Source organism: Clostridium cavendishii DSM 21758 (assembly GCF_900141845.1).
Lineage (GTDB): Bacteria > Bacillota > Clostridia > Clostridiales > Clostridiaceae > Clostridium_AG > Clostridium_AG cavendishii.
In genome coordinates this window covers 218,612-242,656 of record NZ_FQZB01000011.1, presented here as the reverse complement: position 1 = coordinate 242,656, position 24,045 = coordinate 218,612, and the positions used below count along the sequence as shown (strand labels likewise).

General features: G+C 26.6%; 20 protein-coding genes. 18 read left to right on the top strand and 2 right to left on the bottom strand.

Translation table 11 applies throughout. The features are described 5' to 3' along the window. The first annotated feature begins 302 nt into the window (after positions 1 to 302). The 5 genes from BUB01_RS13680 to BUB01_RS13660 all read left to right on the top strand — a co-directional run bounded on the left by BUB01_RS13680 (position 303) and on the right by BUB01_RS13660 (position 5,928). On the top strand, positions 303 to 2,225 hold the full coding sequence (locus tag BUB01_RS13680) for a PrkA family serine protein kinase (RefSeq protein WP_072988808.1): 1,923 nt from the start codon (positions 303 to 305) through the stop codon (positions 2,223 to 2,225). 7 nt (positions 2,226 to 2,232) lie between these two features. Next, the gene (yhbH, locus tag BUB01_RS13675) at positions 2,233 to 3,408 is read left to right on the top strand and encodes a sporulation protein YhbH (protein ID WP_072988804.1); all 1,176 of its coding nucleotides are present in this window, start codon (positions 2,233 to 2,235) and stop codon (positions 3,406 to 3,408) included. Positions 3,409 to 3,488: 80 nt separating this feature from the next. Further along, on the top strand, positions 3,489 to 4,859 hold the full coding sequence (locus BUB01_RS13670; protein ID WP_072988801.1) for a SpoVR family protein: 1,371 nt from the start codon (positions 3,489 to 3,491) through the stop codon (positions 4,857 to 4,859). A gap of 45 nt (positions 4,860 to 4,904) precedes the next feature. Continuing rightward, complete coding sequence (locus BUB01_RS13665) at positions 4,905 to 5,459, top strand: rubrerythrin family protein (protein ID WP_072988798.1); 555 nt, start codon at positions 4,905 to 4,907, stop codon at positions 5,457 to 5,459. 103 nt (positions 5,460 to 5,562) lie between these two features. Further along, positions 5,563 to 5,928 carry a hypothetical protein gene (locus tag BUB01_RS13660; RefSeq protein ID WP_072988795.1) on the top strand — a complete coding sequence of 122 codons (366 nt, stop codon included), beginning with the start codon at positions 5,563 to 5,565 and terminating at the stop codon, positions 5,926 to 5,928. 33 nt (positions 5,929 to 5,961) lie between these two features. On the opposite strand, the gene pssA is transcribed toward BUB01_RS13660, so the two are convergent. Then, positions 5,962 to 6,486 carry a CDP-diacylglycerol--serine O-phosphatidyltransferase gene (gene pssA, locus BUB01_RS13655; protein ID WP_072988792.1) on the bottom strand — a complete coding sequence of 175 codons (525 nt, stop codon included), beginning with the start codon at positions 6,484 to 6,486 and terminating at the stop codon, positions 5,962 to 5,964. 349 nt (positions 6,487 to 6,835) lie between these two features. Between pssA and BUB01_RS13650 the strand changes: the two genes are divergently transcribed. The 5 genes from BUB01_RS13650 (at position 6,836) to BUB01_RS13630 (ending at position 12,612) form a co-directional block, all read left to right on the top strand. Then, entirely contained in the window at positions 6,836 to 7,714 is an 879-nt protein-coding gene (locus BUB01_RS13650; protein ID WP_072988789.1) for a YegS/Rv2252/BmrU family lipid kinase, read from the top strand. Positions 7,715 to 7,870: 156 nt separating this feature from the next. Further along, positions 7,871 to 8,413 (top strand): hypothetical protein, encoded by a 543-nt coding sequence (locus BUB01_RS13645; RefSeq protein ID WP_207649993.1) that lies wholly within the window; start codon positions 7,871 to 7,873, stop codon positions 8,411 to 8,413. A gap of 207 nt (positions 8,414 to 8,620) precedes the next feature. Further along, entirely contained in the window at positions 8,621 to 10,255 is a 1,635-nt protein-coding gene (locus BUB01_RS13640; protein WP_072988783.1) for a beta-N-acetylglucosaminidase domain-containing protein, read from the top strand. Positions 10,256 to 10,270: 15 nt separating this feature from the next. Further along, a complete protein-coding gene (locus BUB01_RS13635; protein WP_072988780.1) occupies positions 10,271 to 11,662 on the top strand; it encodes a glycoside hydrolase family 1 protein in 1,392 nt (463 codons plus the stop codon). A 41-nt stretch (positions 11,663 to 11,703) separates the two neighbouring features. Beyond that, on the top strand, positions 11,704 to 12,612 hold the full coding sequence (locus BUB01_RS13630) for an ROK family protein (RefSeq protein WP_072988778.1): 909 nt from the start codon (positions 11,704 to 11,706) through the stop codon (positions 12,610 to 12,612). Between the two features lie 146 nt (positions 12,613 to 12,758). On the opposite strand, the gene BUB01_RS13625 is transcribed toward BUB01_RS13630, so the two are convergent. Next, positions 12,759 to 13,433: a DUF624 domain-containing protein gene (locus BUB01_RS13625; RefSeq protein ID WP_072988775.1), complete on the bottom strand. Its 675-nt coding sequence runs from the start codon at positions 13,431 to 13,433 to the stop codon at positions 12,759 to 12,761. Positions 13,434 to 13,670: 237 nt separating this feature from the next. Between BUB01_RS13625 and BUB01_RS13620 the strand changes: the two genes are divergently transcribed. The 8 genes from BUB01_RS13620 (at position 13,671) to accA (ending at position 24,007) form a co-directional block, all read left to right on the top strand. Beyond that, positions 13,671 to 15,449, top strand: coding sequence for a sensor histidine kinase (locus tag BUB01_RS13620; RefSeq protein WP_072988772.1), 1,779 nt, complete (start codon positions 13,671 to 13,673; stop codon positions 15,447 to 15,449). After that, positions 15,442 to 16,983 (top strand): response regulator, encoded by a 1,542-nt coding sequence (locus BUB01_RS13615; RefSeq protein WP_072988768.1) that lies wholly within the window; start codon positions 15,442 to 15,444, stop codon positions 16,981 to 16,983. Before BUB01_RS13620 ends, BUB01_RS13615 begins: the two co-directional genes overlap by 8 nt. A 44-nt stretch (positions 16,984 to 17,027) precedes the next feature. After that, the gene (locus tag BUB01_RS13610; protein ID WP_072988765.1) at positions 17,028 to 17,966 is read left to right on the top strand and encodes a type I phosphomannose isomerase catalytic subunit; all 939 of its coding nucleotides are present in this window, start codon (positions 17,028 to 17,030) and stop codon (positions 17,964 to 17,966) included. A 323-nt stretch (positions 17,967 to 18,289) separates the two neighbouring features. Further along, entirely contained in the window at positions 18,290 to 19,246 is a 957-nt protein-coding gene (locus tag BUB01_RS13605) for a hypothetical protein (protein WP_072988762.1), read from the top strand. An 818-nt stretch (positions 19,247 to 20,064) separates the two neighbouring features. Next, complete coding sequence (locus tag BUB01_RS23990; protein WP_084108798.1) at positions 20,065 to 20,214, top strand: 4'-phosphopantetheinyl transferase superfamily protein; 150 nt, start codon at positions 20,065 to 20,067, stop codon at positions 20,212 to 20,214. Between the two features lie 254 nt (positions 20,215 to 20,468). Beyond that, positions 20,469 to 20,894: an acetyl-CoA carboxylase biotin carboxyl carrier protein gene (locus tag BUB01_RS13595; protein WP_072988760.1), complete on the top strand. Its 426-nt coding sequence runs from the start codon at positions 20,469 to 20,471 to the stop codon at positions 20,892 to 20,894. Continuing rightward, positions 20,887 to 22,230: an acetyl-CoA carboxylase biotin carboxylase subunit gene (locus BUB01_RS13590; protein WP_072988757.1), complete on the top strand. Its 1,344-nt coding sequence runs from the start codon at positions 20,887 to 20,889 to the stop codon at positions 22,228 to 22,230. Before BUB01_RS13595 ends, BUB01_RS13590 begins: the two co-directional genes overlap by 8 nt. 25 nt (positions 22,231 to 22,255) lie before the next feature. After that, the gene (gene accA / locus BUB01_RS13585) at positions 22,256 to 24,007 is read left to right on the top strand and encodes an acetyl-CoA carboxylase carboxyltransferase subunit alpha/beta (RefSeq protein ID WP_072988754.1); all 1,752 of its coding nucleotides are present in this window, start codon (positions 22,256 to 22,258) and stop codon (positions 24,005 to 24,007) included. Positions 24,008 to 24,045: the final 38 nt, after the last annotated feature.

Here is a 24,045-nt window from a genome sequence, read left to right as displayed (position 1 = left end):
ATTTTTTTAGACTAATACATTAATATTGATAATTAGTTTTTGTATAACCTAAGCATGTTAGATAATGCAAATCAATAACCATGTCACATCTATTTTTTATTTCTTAAATATTAATTTCAAATTTCTAATTATATTCTAGATAGAGTAACGAAACATATAAGTATAGATTAATAAAAAAGTAATTTATACCTATATGTTTTATTAATTTCATAATAAAAACAATTATAAATATAAAAATAAGATTTATAGTCATAGAGTGTTTATATCCTTGAATATATTTCTATTAAAAGGAGGGATTAAGCATGAATTTTAAAGAGTTTATTGAAAATGACAGAGAGCAGAATAATAAAGAGAAATTTGAAGGAACATTCCTTGAATACTTAGAAATAGTAAAAAATAAGCCTGATACTCCTAAACTTTCGCATAAAAGAATTAACGATATAATAATAAAACAAGGCTTTGAAATTCTAAGACCTGAAGAAAACCAACGTATTAAAAAGATTTACGGGAATGAAGTTATTAGAAGATATAATTTCTTTAAAAATGATTTCTTTGGTATAGATAAGGTGCTTATGAAACTTATGAATTATTTTAATTCTGCATCTATGAAGGGAGAAGAAGCTAGGCAGGTTTTATATTTAGTAGGCCCTGTTGGAGCGGGTAAATCATCATTAGTAGAGTCATTAAAGAGGGCTTTGGAAGAAGCAGAACCTATTTATTCTATAAAGGGATGTCCTATGCATGAAGAGCCACTTCATTTGATACCAAAACATTTAAGAAAAGATTTTGAAAAGGTGCTTGGTGTTCAAATAGAAGGTGATTTATGTCCAGTTTGTAGATATAGACTTATGCATGAATTTAATGGTAAATATGAAGATGTGCCTGTAGTTAGAAAAAATTTCTCAATAAGATCAAGGAAGGGGATAGGTGTTGTACCACCTGTCGATCCTAATAATCAAGATACTTCTATACTTACAGGATCAGTAGATATATCGAAAATGGATATGTATCCAGAAGATGATCCAAGGATATTCTCCCTAAATGGAGCTTTTAATGTTGGAAATAGGGGACTTGTTGAATTTATAGAAGTATTTAAAAATGATGTTGAATATCTTCATACTATAATTACAGCTACCCAAGAAAAATCTATTCCATCACCAGGTAAAGGTGCTATGATTTATTTTGATGGACTTATAATAGCTCATTCTAATGAAGCTGAATGGAATAAATTTAAGTCAGATCATACAAATGAAGCAATATTAGACAGAATAGTAAAAATAGAAGTTCCATATTGTTTAGAACTTAATGCTGAGAAAAGAATATATGAAAAAATTCTTAAGAAGAGTAATTTTGAGGCTCATATAGCTCCTCATACTATTGAAGTAGCAGCTATGTTTGCAATACTTTCAAGACTTATACAATCAGCTAAAGTAGATCCAATTACAAAGCTTAAGATATATAATGCTGAAGATATAGTTGAAAAAGGTAGTACAAAGAAAATAGATATAACAGAGCTTAGAGAAGAAGCTGGTACTAATGAAGGAATGAAGGGGATATCAACAAGATTTATAATTAAAGCAATAGATAATGCACTTTCAAACTCAGAGCATAATTGTATAAATCCATTGAGTATAATGGAGAGTATAGTTAAATCTGTTAAAGACATGGATATATCACAAGAAGAAAAGAAAAAGTATTTAGGTTTTATACAAGATACTATAAGAAAAGAATATAACAAAATGCTAGAGAAGGAAATTACTAAGGCATTTATTCACTCATTTAGAGAGCAAGCAGAAAGTTTATTTAATAATTATTTAGATAATGCAGAAGCTTATATAAATAAGAATAAGTTAAAGGATAGTTCTACAGGAGAGGAACTTAATCCTGATGAAAGTTTTATGAGAAGTATAGAAGAACAAATAGGTATAAGTGAAGCTTCAGCTAAAGGATTTAGAGCTGATGTTACCTCATATATGTTCTATATAGTAAGAAGTGGTGGCAAAATTGACTACACATCCTATGAACCTCTAAAAGAAGCAATAGAAAAGAAATTAACAGCCTCTGTTAAGGATTTATCTAGAATAATAACAAAATCTAGAGTAAGAGATAAAGAGCAGGATGAAAAATATAGTTCAATGGTTGAAGAAATGAAGAAAAATGGATATTGTGATCATTGTTGTGATGTAATTCTAAAATATTCAGCCAACAACCTATGGAAGGACTGATAAAAGCATGGCAATTTTTAGAGACCACGGTGAAAATCAAGTGGAACACGACAGGGCTATAGAGGATAGAAGAAGGCATAGGCAACTAGTAGAAAAGTCAATAAAGGAAAATTTAGGTGATATATTATCAGAGGAAAGTATAATAGGTGAGGCTCAAAATAAAAAATTTAAAATTCCAATTAGAGGGATAAGAGAATATCAATTCATATTTGGGAGAAATAATAAGGGAGTTGCAACTGGTACAGGGGAAGAAAAAAGAGGAGATAAAGTAGGCTCATCATCAGATCAACCTGGGGAAGGGAAGGCTGGAGCTGGTAATCAAGAAGGACAGGACATCTACGAAACAGAGATTACTTTAGATGAATTATTAGATTATATAGTTGAGGATTTAGATTTACCTAATTTAGATAGAAAAAAATATTCAGAAATAATAGTTGAGAGTTCTGGAAGGAAAAGAGGTTATCAAAGATATGGTATAAATCCTAGACTTGCAAAGAAAAAGACGGTTATGGCAAAGCTTGCAAGGAAGCAGGGTAAGAAAAGAGCTCTTATGGAGCTTGGAAAAGCTGAAGAGCTGGCAAGATTTCCTTTTAGGGAAGAGGATTTAAGATATTACAAAGTTAAAGTTAAGCCTAAGAAGGAAAGTAATGCAGTAATGATATTTATAATGGATGTTTCAGGTTCTATGGATAATACTAAGAAATATTTAGCTAGATCATTTTTTTATGTATTATCGAGATTTCTAAGAAGAAAGTACAATAATATTGCATTTGAGTTTATATCACATACTACATCTTCAAAGATAGTAAATGAATATGAATTTTTCCATAAGGCAGAGTCTGGTGGAACTTATATATCGTCAGGTTTAAATAAAGCATTAGAGCTTATTCGAGAAAAATACCCTCCTGAGGTTTGGAATATATACCCTTTTTATGCATCTGATGGAGACAACTGGAGTGAAGATAATGAAAGAGCATTAAAGTCTGTAAATGAGCTTTGTGATATCTGTAATCTTTTTGGTTATGCAGAACTTTTGCCATCAACTTATTCTACAACAATGTATTATAGGTTTTTAAAAGAAATAAATAAGAAAAATTTTGTGTCTGTTATAGTAAAGGAAAAGAAGGATTTATGGTACGCTCTTAAATTTATGCTTTCAAAAGAATTAAATGAAGATATTTAAAGCAATAAATTTTAATTGATATAAGAATTAAATAACCATGTAACTATATAGAGATAAGGTTTTTCCTGAAAGGAGGAATAATGGAATATAATGTTTCGGATCTTGAGTATTGGAATGAAAAAATAGAAAAACTAGTAAAGGAAAATAATTTAAATTGCTATCCACAAGAGTTTGATATTATAGATTATAATCAGATGCTAAGTTATGAGGCTTATGTTGGTATGCCATCGAGATATCCACATTGGAGTTATGGAAAAGCATATGAGAAAAATAAAACTTTGTATTCCTTAAATTTAACTGGATTAGCCTATGAAATGGTTATAAATTCAAATCCGTGTTTGGCGTATTTAATGAAAGATAATACTTTATTACTTCAAATATTAACTATAGCTCATGTTTATGGGCATAATGACTTTTTTAAGAATAATAGATTGTTCAAAGACGGAACTAATGCAGACTATACTGTAGAAATGTTTAAGTTAGATGCTGATACTATAAGAAGCTATATAAATGACCCAAGTATAGGTTATGAAAGGGTTGAAAGGATACTAGATGCAGCTCATGCAATTAGATTTCAAATACCTAGAGTTGTTGGAGAAGCAAAAATATCACAAGCAGAATTAAAAAAAAGAATAATGGATGATTATAATAGATTAAACGGAGATAGAGGAATACTGGATGCTCCATTAGATATACCAGAGCCTGATATATCTAAAGTTCCTTTAAGTCCTGAAGATGATGTTATACAATTTATAATTGATTATGGTGATTTAGCAGATTGGGAAAAAACCATTTTGAAAATAGTTAGAAGAGAAAGTCAATATTTTATGCCTCAAATAGAAACAAAAATAATGAATGAGGGTTGGGCGAGCTTTTGGCATTATACATTAATGAAGGAACTTAATTTACCTCAAAAACTACATTTGGAATTTTTAAAAAGACATAATGATGTGATTGCTCCTATATTAGGTGGACTTAATCCATATTATATAGGATTTACTATGTTTCAAGATATAGAAAAGAGATATGGTAGAGAGAAAATATTTGAGGTACGTGCACTAGAAAGAGATAATTCATTTTTAAGAAGATATATGACCAAGGAATTATGTGCAGAACTTAATTTGTTTGAATATGCAAAGAAGGGTTTTGATTATGTAGTAGCTGAGGTTTCTGATGATAACGGTTGGAAAGAAATTAGAGATACAATTGCAGTTAATTGTGGTGTAGGCTCTATACCGTATATAAGGGTTCTCGAATTAAATAAAAAGGATGGATCATTAACTCTAGAGCATATTTTTGATGGAAGAGAGCTTGAGTCTAGTTATGCTAAGGAAACACTAAAATATATTGCCGAGTTATGGGGAAGAAAAGTTGTTTTAATAACTAAGACTAAAGAAGGCTCTGAAATAAGTTTTATATGTGATGAAGATAAAAAAGTAACAGTAAAATAATTTTTGAATAGTATATACAGAAAGAGTTTTTTAGGAGAAAGGATTATGACTGATTATAAAGGTAATAATTTAAAGGGTAGTGAAACAGAAAAAAATCTTTATAAAACTTTTGCTGGAGAATCAAGAGCAAGAGCTAAGTATTTTATGTTTGCAGAAAAGGCTAAGGAAGAAGGCTTTCAAGGAATAGCAGAAATTTTTGAAGAGACTGGAAGAAATGAATATGCTCATTCAAGAGAAGTATTCAATAGATACTTAGGAAATGTTAAAAGTACAGAAGAAAACTTACAAACCGCAATAGCTGGTGAGACAGAAGAATTTGAAACCTTATATAAAGAGTTTGAAGAAACTGCAAGAAAAGAAGGATACGATCAGATTGCAGACTTTTATAAAGAACTTAGAGAGGTAGAGGAAGGACATCAAGAAAGGTTTAAGGTACTTAAAGATAAGGTTGCAAATGGAACAGTGTTTACATCTAAAGAACCAATAGAATGGATTTGTATGAATTGTGGATATATTCATGAAGGAACAGAAGCTCCTAAAGTTTGTCCATTATGTAAATACCCACAAGCTTATTTTAAACCAAAATGTGAAATTAAATAAAAATAGAAATAGAAAGAATCTCATTAAATTAAGTGAGGTTTTTTCTATTTAAATTTAAAGTTTTAAATGAGTATATTTAAAAGAAATGAGGAAATAATATTTTATGGGATATAATAATTTTTTTAATTCATATTTTGTAGAACTTAATAATTTAACAGATTTACTTAATAAATATGCAAATGCATATAGACTTTTAATTGGTGGAGCAGGAGAGCTTAATAATATTGCAGATGTAAAAAAATCAGATTTAAAAGATTCCTTAGAGAGAGTCTACAAATTAGGAGATATTATGGATGATCTTCTAAAAACTATTGATTCAGTAGAAATATGTTATATGGATTATCTAAAAATAAAGGCTCAATTAATAGGAGATAAAAGTTTTAAAGATGATATATTAACAGAAGTTGATAATGAACTTTTGTTTCAAAATAGTACGAAATCAAGAAGTGATATAAATGATAAAGATTAAAAATGAAAATAAAAAAACGCCATAAGGCGTTTTTTAAAACTTTTTTAGTTCTAATTTACTTACCATTAAGTAAGAAAATAATATCATCAATAAAATAGGCCAAATTGTTGGTTTACCAGCTACTATGCCCATTTTTGTGGTAATCAAATCAAATGCGGCTATTACACTTCCTGCTATTGTTATAGGAACACCTCTAAATGAACCATCAAATTCAGTGGAATTAAATCTAGCTAATCTAAATGCTCCACATATTGGGAAAATAAGCATTAAAGCATATCCTAATATTCCTACTTCCTTAAATCCATAAGAAATAAATGTTAAAACTGCTGGAGCAACACCAAAGGAAACTAAATCAGCTAAAGAGTCTAATTCTTTTCCTAAATCACTTGATACATTTAAAAAACGTGCAACTCTACCATCATATCTGTCTACTAATGCAGCACATATTATAAACAATGCAGCAAAGAAAAATTGATTTTCATAAGTTGCAACAATTGATAAAATACCAAAAGATAAATTAATATAAGTAAATATATTAGGTATACTGCTTTTTCTCATATAATCACTCCTAAAAAATTTTTAAAATCTAATATACTATTATCTATTATAACTCAAAAAATAAAAAAGAATAAGTGGTAAATTAATAGTTATTTGCAATTAATTAAGGAAATATACTATAAAATCAACTGTTGTAGCTATTTTCTTAAATTTACCTTAATAAATAGTATATAAAAGTTAATACTATTTATAATAGTATTATTACTTAATTAAAGTACTTAATTAAGTAATATAAACTCGACATTGTATACTCTGAATGATATAATTTTTAATGTATAAATAAAATGGTATCATTTTAAAATTAAAATATCAATGACAAAAATAACTAATTGTCAAAATGGAGGTAAAAATGAACAAGGTTAAATTTATATATAATCCATTTTCTGGAGAAAACGCAATATTATCCGAGTTAGACAATGTAATAAAATTACATCAAGCATCAGGATATACAATAGTTCCATTTAGAATAGATAAAGATTTAGATGTTGCAGAGGCCTTAAAGGATATAGATGAAAGTTATTCATACATATTAGTTGCAGGTGGAGATGGAACAGTAGATAATATAGTAAATGCTATGAAAAAGATGAATATAGATTTACCTTTAGCTATATTACCAGTTGGAACTGCAAATGATTTTGCAAAATTTATAGGTATGCCAGCAAATGTTTCAGAAGCATGTATTAAAATATTAGAATCAAAGCCAGTTGAGGTCGATCTTGGAAAGGTAAATGATAAATATTTTATAAATGTACTTTCAACAGGTTTATTCACAGATGTATCACAAAAAACGGATGTAAATTTAAAAAATACTATAGGGAAATTAGCTTATTATTTAAAAGGGCTAGAACAATTACCTAATTTCAGAAGATTAAAAGTTAAAATAACTAGTGAAGGTAAAGTTTATGATGAATACATGTATCTTATGTTGGTATTTAATGGACAAACAGCTGGAAATCTTAAGTTAGCAACAAGAGCAGATGTTTCAGATGGACAATTAGACGTAGTTGTTTTTAGAGCTGTTTCAATAAAGGATTTAATACCTTTATTTATAAAAGTATTAAAAGGAGAGCATTTAGATGATGAAAAAGTTTTATATTTAAAAACTGATGATTTATTAATCGAATGTGATGAAGATATAGTTACTGATATAGATGGCGAAAAGGGTCCAGATTTTCCTCTTAGTGTTAAATGTATAAAAGGTGGTATAAAACTTTTAGGAATAAAATAAAAAGATATATAATAATTATAAGTAATAATACTATTTAGAATAGGAGAAAAGATGATAAACACAACTTTTTACTATTTACTATTATTACTTATAATTTTTTTTATGTTATGGATTATAAATAATAATAGTAAAAATTCACCACAAAAAATTAAATATATGTTTAATTTTTTATTTACAATTTTTATATTAAGATATATAGCACTATTAAGTTATGTTGTAGTAGACAAGCAAACTCTTATAGGATATTTAAAATATTTAAATTATTTAGATTTTATTTATGTACCGATGATGTTAATTACTTGTTTTTATATTTTTTTAAGAGATAATAAAATAAATTTCAGTATAGAATATATAATATTAACAGTGTTTTCTTTTTTGTATATAGTTGGAATCTATTTTACAGAACCTTATTTAAAGTTAAGTACAAAGTATGGGTATATTATTAATTTAAAGGGACAAGTATTATATAATTTTGTTGGTACAAGTATAATTATATTAATTTTTATATTAATAGTTGCTAAAATAGACAATGAGTTAGTAAATAAAAACGGAATGTCGATATTATTAATAGGAGCTATTTTTATTATAGTTCAAAATATAACTATGATTTTAAATATAGAGTATATACCTAATAGAATATTAGGAGATTTAATACTTTTATTTTTATGTAATTATTCTATAAAAAGTTTTAAAAGGTAAAAATAATTAATTAATATTAAAATAACTATATGAAAGTTTTTTTCATATAGTTATTTTAATATAGAGAAAAAGCTAAAATCAAAAATTAATACATGAAATTTAAACAATAAATCTAAAATTAATCCACTACAAATGAAATGTAAATGTTTTATAATATAAGTTAATAGATTAATATTGAAATGTTTTATAGGGGTAGGGAGGATATTTATGATAAGTAGTGATACAAAATACTTATTAAATGAGATTTATTATAATGGTGAAGAAAAAATAATAAATAAAGAAAAAATAACCATAAATTTTATAAATAGATTTTCTATGCATCAAGAAATTGTATGTGATATAGAGAATGATTTAGTAGAAGTAGTAAAAGAGAAAGAAGCTGATATTAATTTAACATATTTCTATAAAAATGATTTAAAAGATGATGGTTATGAAATAATAATCGATTTTGAGGATATTAAGATATATAGTAGGAATTTAAGAGGTCTTAGGTTTGCACAAAAACTTTTGGAAAAGCTGATTATTCTACAGGATGGTGAGATAATAGTTCCTATAGTGCATATAAAGGATGAACCTACCTTTAATATTAGAGGGATTATAGAAGGCTTTTATGGCAAACCTTGGAGTTTTAAAGATAGGTTCAAAGCAGTAGACTTTTTAATAGAAAATAGAATGAATACATACATGTATGCTCCAAAGGATGACAAATATCATAGAGAACTTTGGCGTGAAGAATATCCTCAAGATATGTATGAAGAAATAAAGAAGCTTAAGAAATACAGTGATAATAACTTAATTGATTTTTATTATTGTTTAAGTCCAGGTAATGATATAGATGTTACTTTAAAAGAAGATATAGATAGTGTATTAAGAAAGATAAAGGCTATGTTAGATATAGGTGTTAAGGACTTTGCTTTACTTATGGATGATATAGATTATAGTTTAAATGAAAATCATAAAATAAAATTTAGAAGAGTAGGACAAGTTCATAGCTATATCTGTAATGAAGTGTATAAATTTTTGAAGGAAAATATATTAGATTTTAACTTAATAATGTGTCCAACTGAGTATTGGCAAAATTATGATACAGAATATAGGAAAGATATAAATGAAAACTTGGTTGATGAAATTAAGGTCTTTTGGACTGGATATGCTACAATAGCAGAAAATATAAAAGAAGAAGATGTAAAGTTAATAAATGAAAGTATAAATAGGGAAATAGTTCTATGGGATAACATACCAGTAAATGATATGGAAAAGGATAGAGGAAATTTATTTTTATCACCAGTACAAAACAGAAGTATTCATATGCAAGATTATAATCATATAGGAATAGTTGCAAATCCAATGCCACAATTTAATATGTCCAAGCTAACATTAATAACATATAGTCATTTTATGTGGAATCCAGAAAGATATAACGAAAATCTATCATTAGATATTGCAAGTAGAGATATAGGTGGAGAATTTTATCTAGGAATAAAAGCTTTTTCAGAGTTAAATGCAAATTATCTATTAAGAAAAACATACACTACATCATTAAAAAAAGCTGTTAATGGTAAAAAATTTGATATATTAAATAAGTACTTTGAAGATTTAGAACTTGCCATTAATTCAATTATGAATTTGGATGATTATGACATGTTAGAGGAAGTAGCTCCATGGATTGATAGAGCTAAAAGAGATATAACTGTATATAAATATATAGTACAAAATTCTCACTTATATGAAAAAGATAATTTTGTTCATGGCATGTTTAAAAAGTATTTTGAAGAGTTAAATTCATGCAATATAAAAATAGGAGACAATATTATAGTTAAACTTTTAGAAACTTATTATTAATTTGGAGGTAGAGTAATGGAATATGAATTTAAAAAAGATTTTTGGTGGGGAGCAGCATCATCAGGACCACAATCAGAAGGAAGATTTAACAAGGCAAATGACAATGTATTTGATTATTGGTTTGACATAAAAAAGGATGAATTTTTTAATGAAGTTGGTCCGAATATTGCATCAAATTTTTATAATAGCTACAAAGAAGATATAAAGATGATGAAAGAAATAGGGTTAAACTCTTTTAGAACCTCTATACAGTGGACAAGACTTATAAGAGATTTTGAAACTTGTGAATTAGATAATGATGGAGTTAGATTTTATAATGATGTTATAGATGAATGTATAAAGGCAGGAATTGAGCCTATTATGAATTTACATCATTTTGATTTACCAATAGATTTATATAATAAATATGGAGGATGGGAATCAAAAAAAGTAGTAGATTTGTTTTCTAAATTTGCAAGAAAAGCTTTTGAATTATTTGGTGATAGAGTAAAGCATTGGGCAACCTTTAATGAACCAATAGTAATAATAGAAGGGCAGTATATGTATAAACACCACTATCCTCAAATAGTAGATGGTAAAAAAGCTGTACAAGCAGCCTATAATTTAAATTTAGCATCAGCAAAAGCTATTAAAGAATTTAGAAAAACAGATTGTTATAAAAATGGTGGAAAGATATGTATAATATTAAATTTAACACCATCTTATCCTAGGTCAAATTCAGAAGAGGATGTTAAAGCTTCAAATATAGCAGATATGTTTTTTAATAGAATGTTTTTAGATCCAGCAGTGCATGGTACATTTCCTAAAGAATTAGTTGAAATATTTAAGGCTGATGGTGTAATGTGGGATTCTACTGAAGAAGAGGACAGGATAATAAAAGAAAATACTGTAGATTATTTGGGGGTTAATTACTATCAACCTTCACGTATAAAAGCAAGAGAAAAAGAATTAGATTTTAAAGATAATTGGATGATAGATAGATATTTTGAAAGATATGACATGCCAGGAAAAAGGATAAATCCTCATAGGGGTTGGGAAATATATCCTGAAGCTATGTATGATATAGCAATTAACATAAAAAACAATTATAAAAATATACCGTGGTATGTATCAGAAAATGGAATAGGTGTAGAAGGCGAAGAGAAATTTAGAGGAAAAGATGGAATAATTCAAGATGATTATAGAATTGATTTTATTAAAGAACATCTAATTTATCTTCATAAAGGTATAGAAGAGGATAGTAATTGTTTTGGATACCATTTATGGACACCTATAGATTGTTGGTCATGGAAAAATGCTTATAAGAATAGATATGGGTTTATATCTTTAAACTTAGAGAACATGGAAAAGACAATAAAGAAATCAGGTCATTTTATAAAAGAAGTTTCAAAAAATGGTGGGTTTTAAATAATTCACATAAAATAAATATAATTAAAGGAGTGGGAATTATGAGATATTATATGACTTTTGACATTGGAGGGACAAATATAAAATATGGTGTTATTAATGATAATGCTGAGATTTTAGAAAAGGGTAGTATAAAAACACCACAAAATAACATTGAGGAACTAATAGATGTTATTGGTGATGTAACAAAAGATTATATAGATAAATATAAGTTTGAAGGAATAGCTATAAGTTCTCCTGGAGCTGTAGATGATTTAAATGGAGTTGTAAAAGGAGCATCAGCATTACCTTATATTCATGGTCCTAAAATAAAGGAACTAATAACTAAAAGAACTTCTTTAAAAGTATATATGGAAAATGATGCTAATTGTGCTGCCTTAGCAGAAGTATGGAATGGTGCGGCAAAAGATGCTAAAGATGTGTTATTTGTAGTTTGTGGTACCGGAATAGGTGGAGCTGTTATAAAAGATAGAAAACTTCATACTGGGGCCAATCTCCATGGAGGAGAGTTTGGATATATGTTATTACAAACTGATTTAAAAGATGCTAAAGATAGAAATTGGAGTAGAATAGCATCAACTGGAGCAATGGTCAGAAAAGCATGTGAGCTTAAGGGGATTAATGAGTCTTCATTAGATGGTAAAAGGGTATTTGAACTTGCTGAAAGTGGAGATCAAGATTGCATAAAGGCAATTGATATGTTTTATCAAAATTTGGCTGTTGGTATATATAATTTACAATATATATATGATCCAGAAATGATTATAATAGGTGGAGCTATAAGCGAAAGAAAAGATATTATAGATAACATAAATAATAAACTTAAGAATATTTTAGATACTGTAGAAATAGCAAAAATATTCCCAACAGTGAAAAGCTGTGAATATTTTAATGATGCTAATCTTTTGGGAGCAGTGTATAATTTTAAAGTTAAAAATGAATTAATTTAGTATAAAAGAAAATAGAGGTTATTAGTGAATTATATTAAAAACCCTCCAGTGAAAAAAATTTTACTGGAGGGTTTTTAAAATCTAGTTATTTAGAATAAGTTTATTTGGATGGCATATAGTGGCATATTAATACTGTTTTTGTTAAGCTAGCTATTAGAATATCCCTCTAACTTACTTAAAAGTTCTTTGTTTACGAACATAAATAAGAAACAAAGTAAACTAAAGATAAATAGAATTGATATTCCAGGACTTATTTGAAATAACATAAGTATAAATAATATAGAAACTGTATTTGCAAAGGTTATTCCAGGTCTAGTAAATAGAAGAATTAAGGATGTTTTTAGTAAGTTTAATATTTTAAATTCAAATCTAGAAAGTAAAATTAGTGAATGTGGAATTATTAGTCCAATAATAAACATTCCAACAAAAAATACAGGGGTAAGTACTGATAGATTTTCTTTGCCGGAAAAGAATAAATAATTAGTATAGAAACCTAGAAATAATATTGAATAAATCAATCCCAATATCATTGACTGTATAAAATTTTTCTTGTATGAAGAAAAGAAATCTTTAAAAATAAATAAATCATCATGCCTTGCTATTTTTCCCATACAATATAATCCAGCAGTAAATGAAGGAAAAAAGAATAATGCACAAAGCAAAAATACTGGAAGATTTTTAAGAACAGATGTAAATCCAAAAGCATTTAAAAATAATATAATCGGGATATTTAAAAGAACTATCAAAGCGTTACATATTAAAAACCAATATACATAATTAAAAAAAGTAAGTAGTCTATTAGAATTTAGAAATTTATTCATAAAATCACCTCATATAAATTTTTAAAATATAATTATCTATACTTATATTTTAATTAACTTAGCAAATACATAAAGCAATATTTGATGTAAATTTATTAAACATATAATTTATTCAATAAATATGCAATTATTACAGCTTTGAAATTGGAAAAGCGAGTAATTGATTTGTTGAATGTAGAATAATATTAAAATATAATTATTCTTATAGAGAACAAAAGAATACAAAGGAGTAAAGTTATGAGACTAAAATCTAAGATATATAAAAGAATGTTTTTGTTATATTTTTTTATTATAACAGCATCTATTATAATTGTTACTTTTGTTTCAGTGAGAAAAATAGATAATACCGTAATAGGTCAAAAGCTATATTTGAGTTCTAAAAATACAGGAGACGTATCCGCTTTATTAAAAGGTCAGGAAGATGAATCTAAAACTTTTTTACAAAAGCTATATGCAAATGATCTTTGGCAACAAGATCTACTATATTATGTGAAAAATAGTGAAGAAAAGTATTTGAAACATAAGTTAGATACACTATATGAAAGCAATAGTAGCTCTTATTATGGGATGGAAAATTATTTTAGTTCTTTATTTCAGTCAGATAAAGAGCTTATAAGTATATCTTTGTATAGCTATGAAAATGATACTCTACATTTTGTTGATAAGAATAATTTAATAAATAAGCATAATAAAATAATTAAATCAAATTCAATTGAAAAATTGAATTATACAATAGAAAATTCGGTTAACGAATACGTATACAAAACACAATCTAGAAGAAGAGGGTTTATTAATATATTTTTAGACTTAAAAGATACTACCAACTTAAAAAATGTTGGTAAAATAGTCTTTACCTATTCCTTAGATGGTGTTGATAGAATAATAGATAAAGATACTGAGAGTATTGCTAACATATTTGTAATTAATAGTGAAGGTATAGTTCTCTTTGATTCTAAGGAGAAATATGAAACAGAAAAATATCCTGATTGGAAGGAAATAGAAAATAGTAATTTTACACTTGAAAAAAAGGATAACAAATATTTTAATTATCAAACCAATCAAAATGGTATGTCTATATTAGGGGTTGTTGATACAAGAGATATAAAACAATTTAATATAAAATTAGTAATAGGTATTTATATATTAGCCTTAGTTTTAATAATATTAGTTAATTTTATAGTTTATTATAAATTTAAAAAATTAGAACGAAGAACAAATAATATATTAAACTCAATTGAAGAGGTTGAGAATGGAAACCTAGAATCAAGAATAGCCATAGGGAGTGAGAACGATGAAATAGCATTAATATCTAAAAGGTTCAACTTTATGTGTGAACGATTAGATAGATATATTAAACAAGTATACGTAGCAGAAATAAAACAAAAAAATGCTGAAATAATGGCATTTCAAAATCAAATAAATCCACACTTTTTATATAATACATTAGAATCTATAAGAATGAAGGCTGTTACAAATGGAGATAAACAGGTAGGTAAAATGCTATATAATCTAGCCACATTATTTAGAAATATGGTAAAGCAAGATACATATATTACAATGAGGTTAGAATTAGAGCATTGTAAAATGTATTTAGAATTATATAAATTTAAATATGAAAATAAATTTGATTATATAATAGAGTGTGATGAAGAACTTACAAGTATAGAAGTAATTAAATTTTCTATACAGCCTATAATAGAGAACTTTTTGATACATGGAATAAATCATGATAGTGAAGACAATTTACTAATGATAAGTGTTACAGCTAATGATGATAATGTTGTTAATGTAATAGTTGAAGACAATGGGTTAGGTATGAGTAAAGAGCAACTTAAAAAAATCAACAAAATAATTAATGAAGGTGATCAAAGTCATAAATCTATAGGGCTTACAAATGTAAACGAAAGAATTAAATTAGCATACGGTATAGAATTTGGATTAAGTTTAGATGAAAGTCCTATGGGTGGGGCTAAAGTTATAATCAAAATACCAAGGAGGATTAAGAATAATGTGTAGAGTGTTAATTGTTGATGATGAAAATTTAATAGTTGAAGGGTTAAAAGCAATTATTCCATGGAAGGAACTTGGAGTAAAAGAAATATTTACAGCAAATGATGGAGAAGAGGCATTAGAGATTTTTGATAAAAATAAAATAGACATATTAATTAGTGATATAAGTATGCCAAAGATGAATGGATTAGAATTAATAAAAAATGTTAAAAGTATTTCAAGTAGCACTAAGAGTATTATTCTGAGTGGATATGATGATTTTGCTTATGCAAAAGAGGCTATATATTTAGGAATAGAGAATTATATATTAAAACCTATAAATGAAGAAGAATTAACAGAAACAATTAAGCTTACAATTGACAAAATTAGAGATGAAGAATTAGAAAAAAATATAGAGCAAGAAGAGTTAGACACAATAAAAGATAATATATATAAGAGATGGATAACTAATAAAATAAGTATTTATGAACTTGAAAAGAGAGAATTTGTGTTAACAATTGGACTTCAATATAGTTCTTATGTAGTTGCGCTTGTAAAGATTAAAGATAAAAGTAATGATTTGAATAAGATAAAAAGTTTTTTACAACAGTTGGTTAAAGAAAAGCAAGGGCAAGTTTTGTTATTAGATAATAATATTTTAGCTGTTATTTTAGCAAAAGATACAGAGGTTGATAATGAAAAATTATACTATTATTTTAAAGATGTAATTAGTGAGTTTAAGAAGGAAAGAGAAGAGGATATATTCATTTCAATAGGACATGTGGTAAATAATCCTAGTAGTCTTTACAAAAGTTTTGAAAGAGCAGAATACCTACAAGATTATTTACTTCAATACGGTTATAACTCGGTGGCATCAGATTATAAGATAAATAAAAGTAAGCAAAAGTTAAAGGATAATTTGGGTATTGATATGGGTGTCTTTAATAAACTCTTATTAGAGCAAGATAGTAAAGCTATAGATAAATATTTAGAAGAAACCTTTTATACTTTAAGGATTACAGAGGGAATCACTCCAGATAAAATAAAAAATATATCTATAAAACTTTTACTTTGTTTAAAAAAGGCTGCTGATGAACTTACAGTAAATGATTACAAAATAAATGAGTATCTTAATAATTTAATAGAATACATGGCTACTAATGAAACTATATATGAACTAGAGGATACACTAAGAGAAGAATGTCATGAATTCATTAAAGATATAGGAAGTTATGAGTATACTCCAGTTATAAGACAAGTTGTGAATTATGTAAATCTTAATTATAATGAAAAGTTAAGTTTAAAGACATTATCTCAAAGTTACAATATAAATACATCATATTTAGGACAAGTATTTACAAAAGAGGTAGGAATGTCATTTTCAGATTATGTGAATAAGGTTAAAAATGAAAAAGCTAAGGAATTACTATTAACATCTAATTTAAAGATTAATGATATTGCAAAAACTGTTGGTTTTGAAGATACTAGTTATTTTTATAGAAAGTTCAAAAACTATTTTGGAGTTAATCCACAAGCTTTTAGAGAAGCAAAACAGTATTAAGATATAGAAAAATAGCATCAAGAGAATAAGGAGGAAAACGTTTTATGTATCCAATTAGATTTGAAAATTTATATTATAAGAAGGTATGGGGGGGAAGAGATTTTGAAAAATTTAGGCAGAATTTACCTGAAGGATATATAGGAGAAAGTTGGGATATAGCTTGCCATGATAATGGTACTGGAATAGTACAAAATGGAGAATTTAAAGGTCTTAATTTTAATGAATTAATAAATAAATGTGGTGATAAGCTTTTAGGATCAAAGGTATCTAGTGAAAGATTTCCTTTACTAGTTAAGTTAATAAATTCAAAAGAAAAGTTATCTGTGCAGGTCCATCCTGGAGATGAATATGCAGCTAAGTATGAAGGGGATAGTGGGAAGACAGAAGCTTGGTATGTAATAGATGCAAAGCCTGGAGCAAGTCTTATAGTTGGAACTAAAAATTGTTCTAAGGAAGAGTTTGAACTAGCTATAAAGGATTCACAAGTTGAGAAGTTTTTAAATAAAATAGAAGTTAAAAAAGGTGATTGTTTTCTTATAAATAATGGACTTGTGCATGCTATTTGTGAAGGTGTTATAATAGCAGAGATTCAACAGAATAGCGATGTTACATATAGGGTTTATGATTATGGCAGACCAAGAGAACTTCATATTGAAAAGGCACTAGATGTAATAGATTTTAGTCTTCAATGTGATAATTTAAGTGGAATAGAGGAAGTTTTTAATGGATATAAAAAGAGTATTCTATGTGAAACAGAGTACTTTGCTATAGAGAAGATAACTATAGAAAGCTCTTTTGATACTACTAGTTATATAGAACATTTTGATATATTAACATGTGTAGATGGTAATGGAAATATAGTAGGTGAAGGATTCAATGAAGAAATAAATCTAGGAGATAGTCTTTTAATTCCGGCTAGTTTAGGTGCTTATGAAATTCAAGGAAATCTAACAGTACTTAAAAGTTATCCCATGACTAAATAAAAATGTATTCTATTATAATCGGTAAATAACTACTGGTGATAATTGTAATTTTGATAATTAAAAAGATATTAAAATATTGTTGAATTTTATAACTTCATTTAGTAAAATAAGGTTTATAATCAAATAAAATACTTTAGGTGAAAAATAAAGTAAATTCAAAGATGGTTACTGTATATAAGAATAAATTTTTTTAAAATTATAATATTATGTGTTTTAAAGTTAGTTTCTTTTATTTGAGTGCCAATAACGAGTTTAATATTATTAAATGCAAGGGGGCGAAAGTTATTAGTTACGAGAATCAATTTCAGAAAAATAAAAAAAAAATGTTAGAGTTTGATACCAAAATTTTATTAAGAAGTTATCAATATTATGCATATCCAATTGGTATTATATTTTCAAATACTAATTATGGAGAAAATGTTTTATTAAATAAATTTACAAATGTTTTTTGTGGGGAAAACTTACAATATTATGAATGTGGATATCGTGAATGGGACTGTTTTTATATAAGTGAAAAAAATATAAAAGAAGAACAATTAATTAATACATTAATTAATTCAATTTATAATGAAAATTATATTGACTTAAATTTAAATGAATTTTTTGTTCCGCATAGAAGAGCTAGTGGTAAGTTTAATTTTATACATAACTCTTTAATAATTGGATATGATTTAATAAAAGAAATATTTATAATAGCAGGATATGATGAAAATCAAATATTAAATAAAACTGAAATAAGTTTTAATGAAATTATTAAAGCAGTATTTTCACATAATAAAAATGCTAAATTAACACTAATAAAAATAAAAGAAGACTTTATTGAAATTATCGAAGAAACAAAAATTGTGGAAGATTTACTTGAATATTGTTTATCAAATGTGCCAAATAAGATATTAAAATTTGAAGGATTTAATACTTTTAAGTTTGGGATAGAGGCATATATTAAAATAGAGAAACTTATTGAAAAATATAAAAATGTAGAAGAGTTATTAGTAAATGATATATATTTTATTTATGAGCATAAAAATTTAATTATGAAAAAATTAAATTACTTATTTAATAAAAATATAATTTCAAAAGATATTATAGATAAATATAAGTTAATAGTTAAGGAATCTCAATTAATTAAAAATATATATATCAAATTTTGGTTTATAAGAGATGAGAATTACTTTTTTAAAATAAAGGAAAGAATCACATTTTTAATTCTTAAGGAAAGGGGAATTATGGATGAGGTTAAGATAATACTAGAAGATTACTTGATAAATAAAACTAAATAAATATTAATAATGAATTATCTATAAAAATGAAAAGTTGTTATAACATTAAAATGTTTAATATGGCAATAACTTAAGAAGAGGTAATTATAAATTGAAAATATATGGCTAATATTAACAAGAAGATTTCTGTATTTAACGGAAGTCTTTTTTGCTTCAGATTTAGGTTCAATAACTTTAAATCTTATTTCTAGTATATAAATTACTTAGCTAATAATATATCTTGGATTGGCTATAGCCTTTAAGAATTTTCAATATATATAATTTATCAACATCATGCATTATAACTTCATTAATATTAGTATTTAATCAAAGTGTTTTAATGGTATAGTTTAGTTTTTTATTTGATTTAGGTTTTAAACTTTTATTTTTTCTTTTTGAGGCTTATGGATATCACTATATTATCATTAATATTTATAAGATATATTATATGAAAATTGGTAATGGGTTACAATAAAAAAGTTTTGTGGGAAATAATATTTTTATATAAGTTCAAATTGTTTAAGATTTGAATAATTATAAAACAACTTTATATGCTTGTATTTTCCAATATTGGTTGAAAAAAACGAAAAATGTAGTATAATTGAATTAATAGTAAGTTTTGCGAAAATACTGTAAAAATATGAAATATAATAAGCTCAATAATAATTGAAAAGTTTAAAATTAATAATGGACATATAAAATTCAAACAAAATCAATATGGTAAGCCTTATTTAAAAGATTATTAAAAATTTAGTTTTAACATATCCAATTCTTGAGATTATGTATTATACGCTGTTAATAATAAAACTATAGGAATTGATATCTAAGATGTAAAACATATTGAGTACGAAGAGATAATTAAGAAGTTCTTTACAGCAAAGGAGGTTGATACTATTGTCAATCAAGACTTGAATTTTCAATTATATAAGTTTTATGAAATATGGACATTAAAAGAGTGTTATATTAAATGTTGTGGACAAGAATTATAATGCAATTAAATTCATTTTGTATTGAATTTAATAAATATGAAGGTATTAAAGTGATTAGGAATAAGGAATATAAGGCGCAGACTTTGACATAGAGTCGGTTTATAAAGTAGCAGTATGTTCGTTTGATAATAAAATTTTTAGTAATATGATAAGCATAGAGTAAAAAAGTTTAATTGATGAATATTTTAGAATGAATATAGAAGACAATTTTTTAATAATATTTATAAGTAAAATTGTTTTTGGAGGTGACTAGATTGGAGATTGAAAAAATAGAACAAATTATAAAGTTATTTAAACAATATGAACTCCTTAATATTTATGTAGAAAGCGACAATTTCAAATTGAGAATTGAAGATTATAAAAATAGCTTTACTAATGTAAAAAAGGTAAATCTTGCCGATGATGAAGACGTTAACATTAATGAGAAATATATAATCAAATCACCATTAGTTGGTAATGTAAGGATTTTGGAAAACAAAGCAAAATGTAAGAATTATGCTGTTGGGGATGAAGTTAAAGAGGGAGAAGTTTTATGTATTGTCGAGGCTATGAAAATGTTAAATGAAATTACTTGCAATAAAAATGGCCTTATTACTGAAGTTTTAATCAAAGACAATGAATTTGTTGAATATAATCAACCATTATTTATAATAAAGGAAAGTAAGGAAGAAGATGTTTAGGCGTATTTTGATAGCTAATAGAGGCGAGGTTGCAGTAAGAATAATTAGAACTTGCCTAGAGATGGGAATTGAAACTGTAGCTATATATTCCACTAAGGATAAGGATGGTATGCATGTAAAGATTGCTGATAAAGCTATTTGTATTGGGCCGGCAAATGCAAGTGAAAGTTATTTGAATATAGGTAGAATAATTGAAGTAGCTAAAGCTTATGAAGTAGATGCAATACATCCGGGTTATGGTTTCTTAGCAGAAAACTACGAATTTGCTAGGATGTGTTTGGAGAACCATATAAAATTCATAGGGCCTTCATCAGATGTAATTAAATTAATGGGAAATAAGATAAATGCAAAAACTTATGTAAAAAACTTAGGAATACCAATAATTCCTGGAGCAGAAGAAGTGGTAGTTGATAAAGATAAAGCAAAGATTTTAGCAGGAGGGATTGGATATCCAGTAATTATTAAGGCTACAAATGGTGGAGGAGGAAGAGGAATCAGGAAAGTATACAATGAGGGAGAATTTGAGAGTAATTTTGTCCTTTGTGGAAAGGAAGTTAAAAGGTCATTTAATGATAATGAGACTTATATTGAGAAATATATTAGTGAACCAAGACATATAGAAGTTCAGATTTTAGCAGATGAATATAAAAATATACTAATTTTAGGTGAACGTGATTGCAGTATGCAGAGGAAAAACCAAAAAGTGATTGAAGAATCTCCAGCCACTATATTGAATGATGAACTTAGAAGTAAGATATATGACTTTTCTAAGGAAATTGCATTAAAATGTAATTATGTAAATGCAGGTACCATAGAATTTTTAGTTGATAAATATAAAAACATATATTTTATGGAAATGAACACCAGACTCCAGGTGGAGCACTCTGTAACTGAACTTGTATGTAATATGGATATAGTAAAAGAGCAGATAAAGATTTCATGCGGTAAAAGATTTGAATATAAGCAAGAGGATATCATTTTTAGAGGTCATTCAATGGAGTGCAGAATTAATGCAGAACAACCGAAAAAAAACTTTTCTGCAAGTGCTGGTATAATAAAAAATTTAAATATTCCTGGTGGTAATGGAATTCGAGTGGATTCATCAATATATACAGGAATGAGAATTTCTCCGTTATATGATTCAAATATCGCAAAACTAATTGTTTATGGAAATAATAGAGAAGAATGTATTAGAAAGATGAAGAGAGGTCTTTGTGAATTTATTATTGATGGAGTAGAGACTAATATTGAATTTTTACTTAAAATGCTTAATAATGAGCAATTTCTAATGGATAGACATAATACTTCTATTCTAAATGATTTAATAAATAATTAAAATATCACAGTAGGTGGGAAATTAAATGAGTGAATGGTTTCAAATAATAAATAATCGGAAAAAATATTTAGGGCTAAGAGAGTTTTCAGTTAGTTCTGCATCTAAAGAACAAAATACTTCAACAGTTCAATTAGATAAAGAAGTCAATCATAATTCAATTAATTGTCCTAATTGCAATAAAAAATTCAATTATTTGCAATTAATTAAAAATAATAAAGTATGCAATCACTGTAATTACCATTTTAGGATGAATGCTGTAGAAAGAATAAATCTGATATTTGATAAAAAAGAGTTAGTTTTATTTGATGAAGATATAATTAGCAGAAATTTAATCGGATTTCCTGGTTATGATAATAAATTGAAAAAGCTTAAAGAAGAATTGGATATTAATGAAGCTGTTATAACAGGTAAAGGTAAAATTCTTGATAATGAAGTTTATTTTGGTGTAATGGATTACAGATTTATTATGGGAAGTATGGGGGCAGCAGTTGGAGAGAGGCTAACTAGAATGATAGAAAGAGCTACAAAAGAAGATAAACCTATTGTGATTTTTTCAGCTTCGGGAGGAGCTAGAATGCAAGAAGGAATTATATCACTTTATCAAATGGCTAAGGTTGTTTCAGCTATAGAAGATCATAATCGTAAAGGATTGATGTATATAAGTATATTAACTGATCCAACTACAGGAGGAGTAATGGCAAGCTTTGCATCTATTGCAGATGTTATTATAGCAGAGCCAAATGCAACGATAGGATTTGCAGGAAAAAGAGTGAGTAAAAACTTTAATAATACTATAAGTGATTTTCAGACATCTGAATTTCACTTAGAAAGTGGTCATGTTGATATTTTATGCGAAAGGAGAAAATTAAGAAATACAATAGCAGATATTATTGAGGTATACATTGAGAGCGTCAGAGATAACAAAAGTAAACTTACTGTTGAGGTAAGTGAAGATAAAAATATAAGCAATAATGCACTTATAAATATAAGTGCATGGGAAAGAGTTAAATTAGCTAGAAGCCCTAATAGACCTAATTTTGAAGATTATAAAAATAATATATTTGATAATTTTATTGAATTGCATGGAGATAGAATTTCCATGGATGATAAATCTATTGTTACGGGTATAGGAACTGTTAATGGAATTCCTGTTACAGCTATATTAAGTGCAAAAGGTAAGAATTTAGATGAAAATATAATTAGAAACTTTGGTATGATTAAACCAGAAGGATATAGAAAGGTTATTAGGGTAGCGAAATTATCTGAAAAGTTTGGAATACCAGTAGTGTGTTTTATTGATACTCCAGGTGCAGATGGTGGAATAGAAGCGGAAAAAATGGGACAAGCATCTGCTATTGCTAATTGTATAAAAGAGTTTACAAAATTAGCAGTTCCAATAATTTCAATAATTACAGGTGAAGGAGGAAGTGGTGGAGCTTTGGCTATTGGAGTGGCTGATTGGATGTTTATGTTGGAAAATTCAATTTATTCAATCATTTCTCCAGAGGGGTGTGCTTCCATATTATTTAGGGATTCAAGTAGAGCTAAAGAGATTGCTGAATATCTTAAACTAACAGCAGATGAACTACTAAAATTGAATATTGTTAATGAGATAATAGCTGAAAGAAAAAGCGGTATAAATATAGAAAAAGAAGTTTTGATTAACGATATAAAAACAAAATTATTTAACAAAGTAGTAGAGCTATTGCAAAGTGATATTAATACTCTTTTGACAAAAAGACTTGAAAACTTAAGAAAAAAAGGAATTTTAATATAATATATAGGAAATTATGAGGTAAGTACTATGAAAACTAT

Excerpts from the sequence above, each read along its gene's own strand:
- BUB01_RS13625 (WP_072988775.1), bottom strand. The coding sequence starts at position 13,433 with ATGAATAAATTTCTAAATTCTAATAGACTACTTACTTTTTTTAATTAT.
- BUB01_RS13590 (WP_072988757.1), top strand. The coding sequence starts at position 20,887 with ATGTTTAGGCGTATTTTGATAGCTAATAGAGGCGAGGTTGCAGTAAGA.
- pssA (WP_072988792.1), bottom strand. The coding sequence starts at position 6,486 with ATGAGAAAAAGCAGTATACCTAATATATTTACTTATATTAATTTATCT.
- BUB01_RS13605 (WP_072988762.1), top strand. The coding sequence starts at position 18,290 with ATGTTAGAGTTTGATACCAAAATTTTATTAAGAAGTTATCAATATTAT.
- BUB01_RS13620 (WP_072988772.1), top strand. The coding sequence starts at position 13,671 with ATGAGACTAAAATCTAAGATATATAAAAGAATGTTTTTGTTATATTTT.
- BUB01_RS13660 (WP_072988795.1), top strand. The coding sequence starts at position 5,563 with ATGGGATATAATAATTTTTTTAATTCATATTTTGTAGAACTTAATAAT.
- BUB01_RS13665 (WP_072988798.1), top strand. The coding sequence starts at position 4,905 with ATGACTGATTATAAAGGTAATAATTTAAAGGGTAGTGAAACAGAAAAA.
- yhbH (WP_072988804.1), top strand. The coding sequence starts at position 2,233 with ATGGCAATTTTTAGAGACCACGGTGAAAATCAAGTGGAACACGACAGG.
- BUB01_RS13670 (WP_072988801.1), top strand. The coding sequence starts at position 3,489 with ATGGAATATAATGTTTCGGATCTTGAGTATTGGAATGAAAAAATAGAA.
- BUB01_RS13640 (WP_072988783.1), top strand. The coding sequence starts at position 8,621 with ATGATAAGTAGTGATACAAAATACTTATTAAATGAGATTTATTATAAT.
- BUB01_RS13645 (WP_207649993.1), top strand. The coding sequence starts at position 7,871 with ATGTTTAATTTTTTATTTACAATTTTTATATTAAGATATATAGCACTA.
- BUB01_RS13680 (WP_072988808.1), top strand. The coding sequence starts at position 303 with ATGAATTTTAAAGAGTTTATTGAAAATGACAGAGAGCAGAATAATAAA.
- accA (WP_072988754.1), top strand. The coding sequence starts at position 22,256 with ATGAGTGAATGGTTTCAAATAATAAATAATCGGAAAAAATATTTAGGG.
- BUB01_RS13630 (WP_072988778.1), top strand. The coding sequence starts at position 11,704 with ATGAGATATTATATGACTTTTGACATTGGAGGGACAAATATAAAATAT.
- BUB01_RS13615 (WP_072988768.1), top strand. The coding sequence starts at position 15,442 with ATGTGTAGAGTGTTAATTGTTGATGATGAAAATTTAATAGTTGAAGGG.
- BUB01_RS13650 (WP_072988789.1), top strand. The coding sequence starts at position 6,836 with ATGAACAAGGTTAAATTTATATATAATCCATTTTCTGGAGAAAACGCA.
- BUB01_RS13610 (WP_072988765.1), top strand. The coding sequence starts at position 17,028 with ATGTATCCAATTAGATTTGAAAATTTATATTATAAGAAGGTATGGGGG.
- BUB01_RS13635 (WP_072988780.1), top strand. The coding sequence starts at position 10,271 with ATGGAATATGAATTTAAAAAAGATTTTTGGTGGGGAGCAGCATCATCA.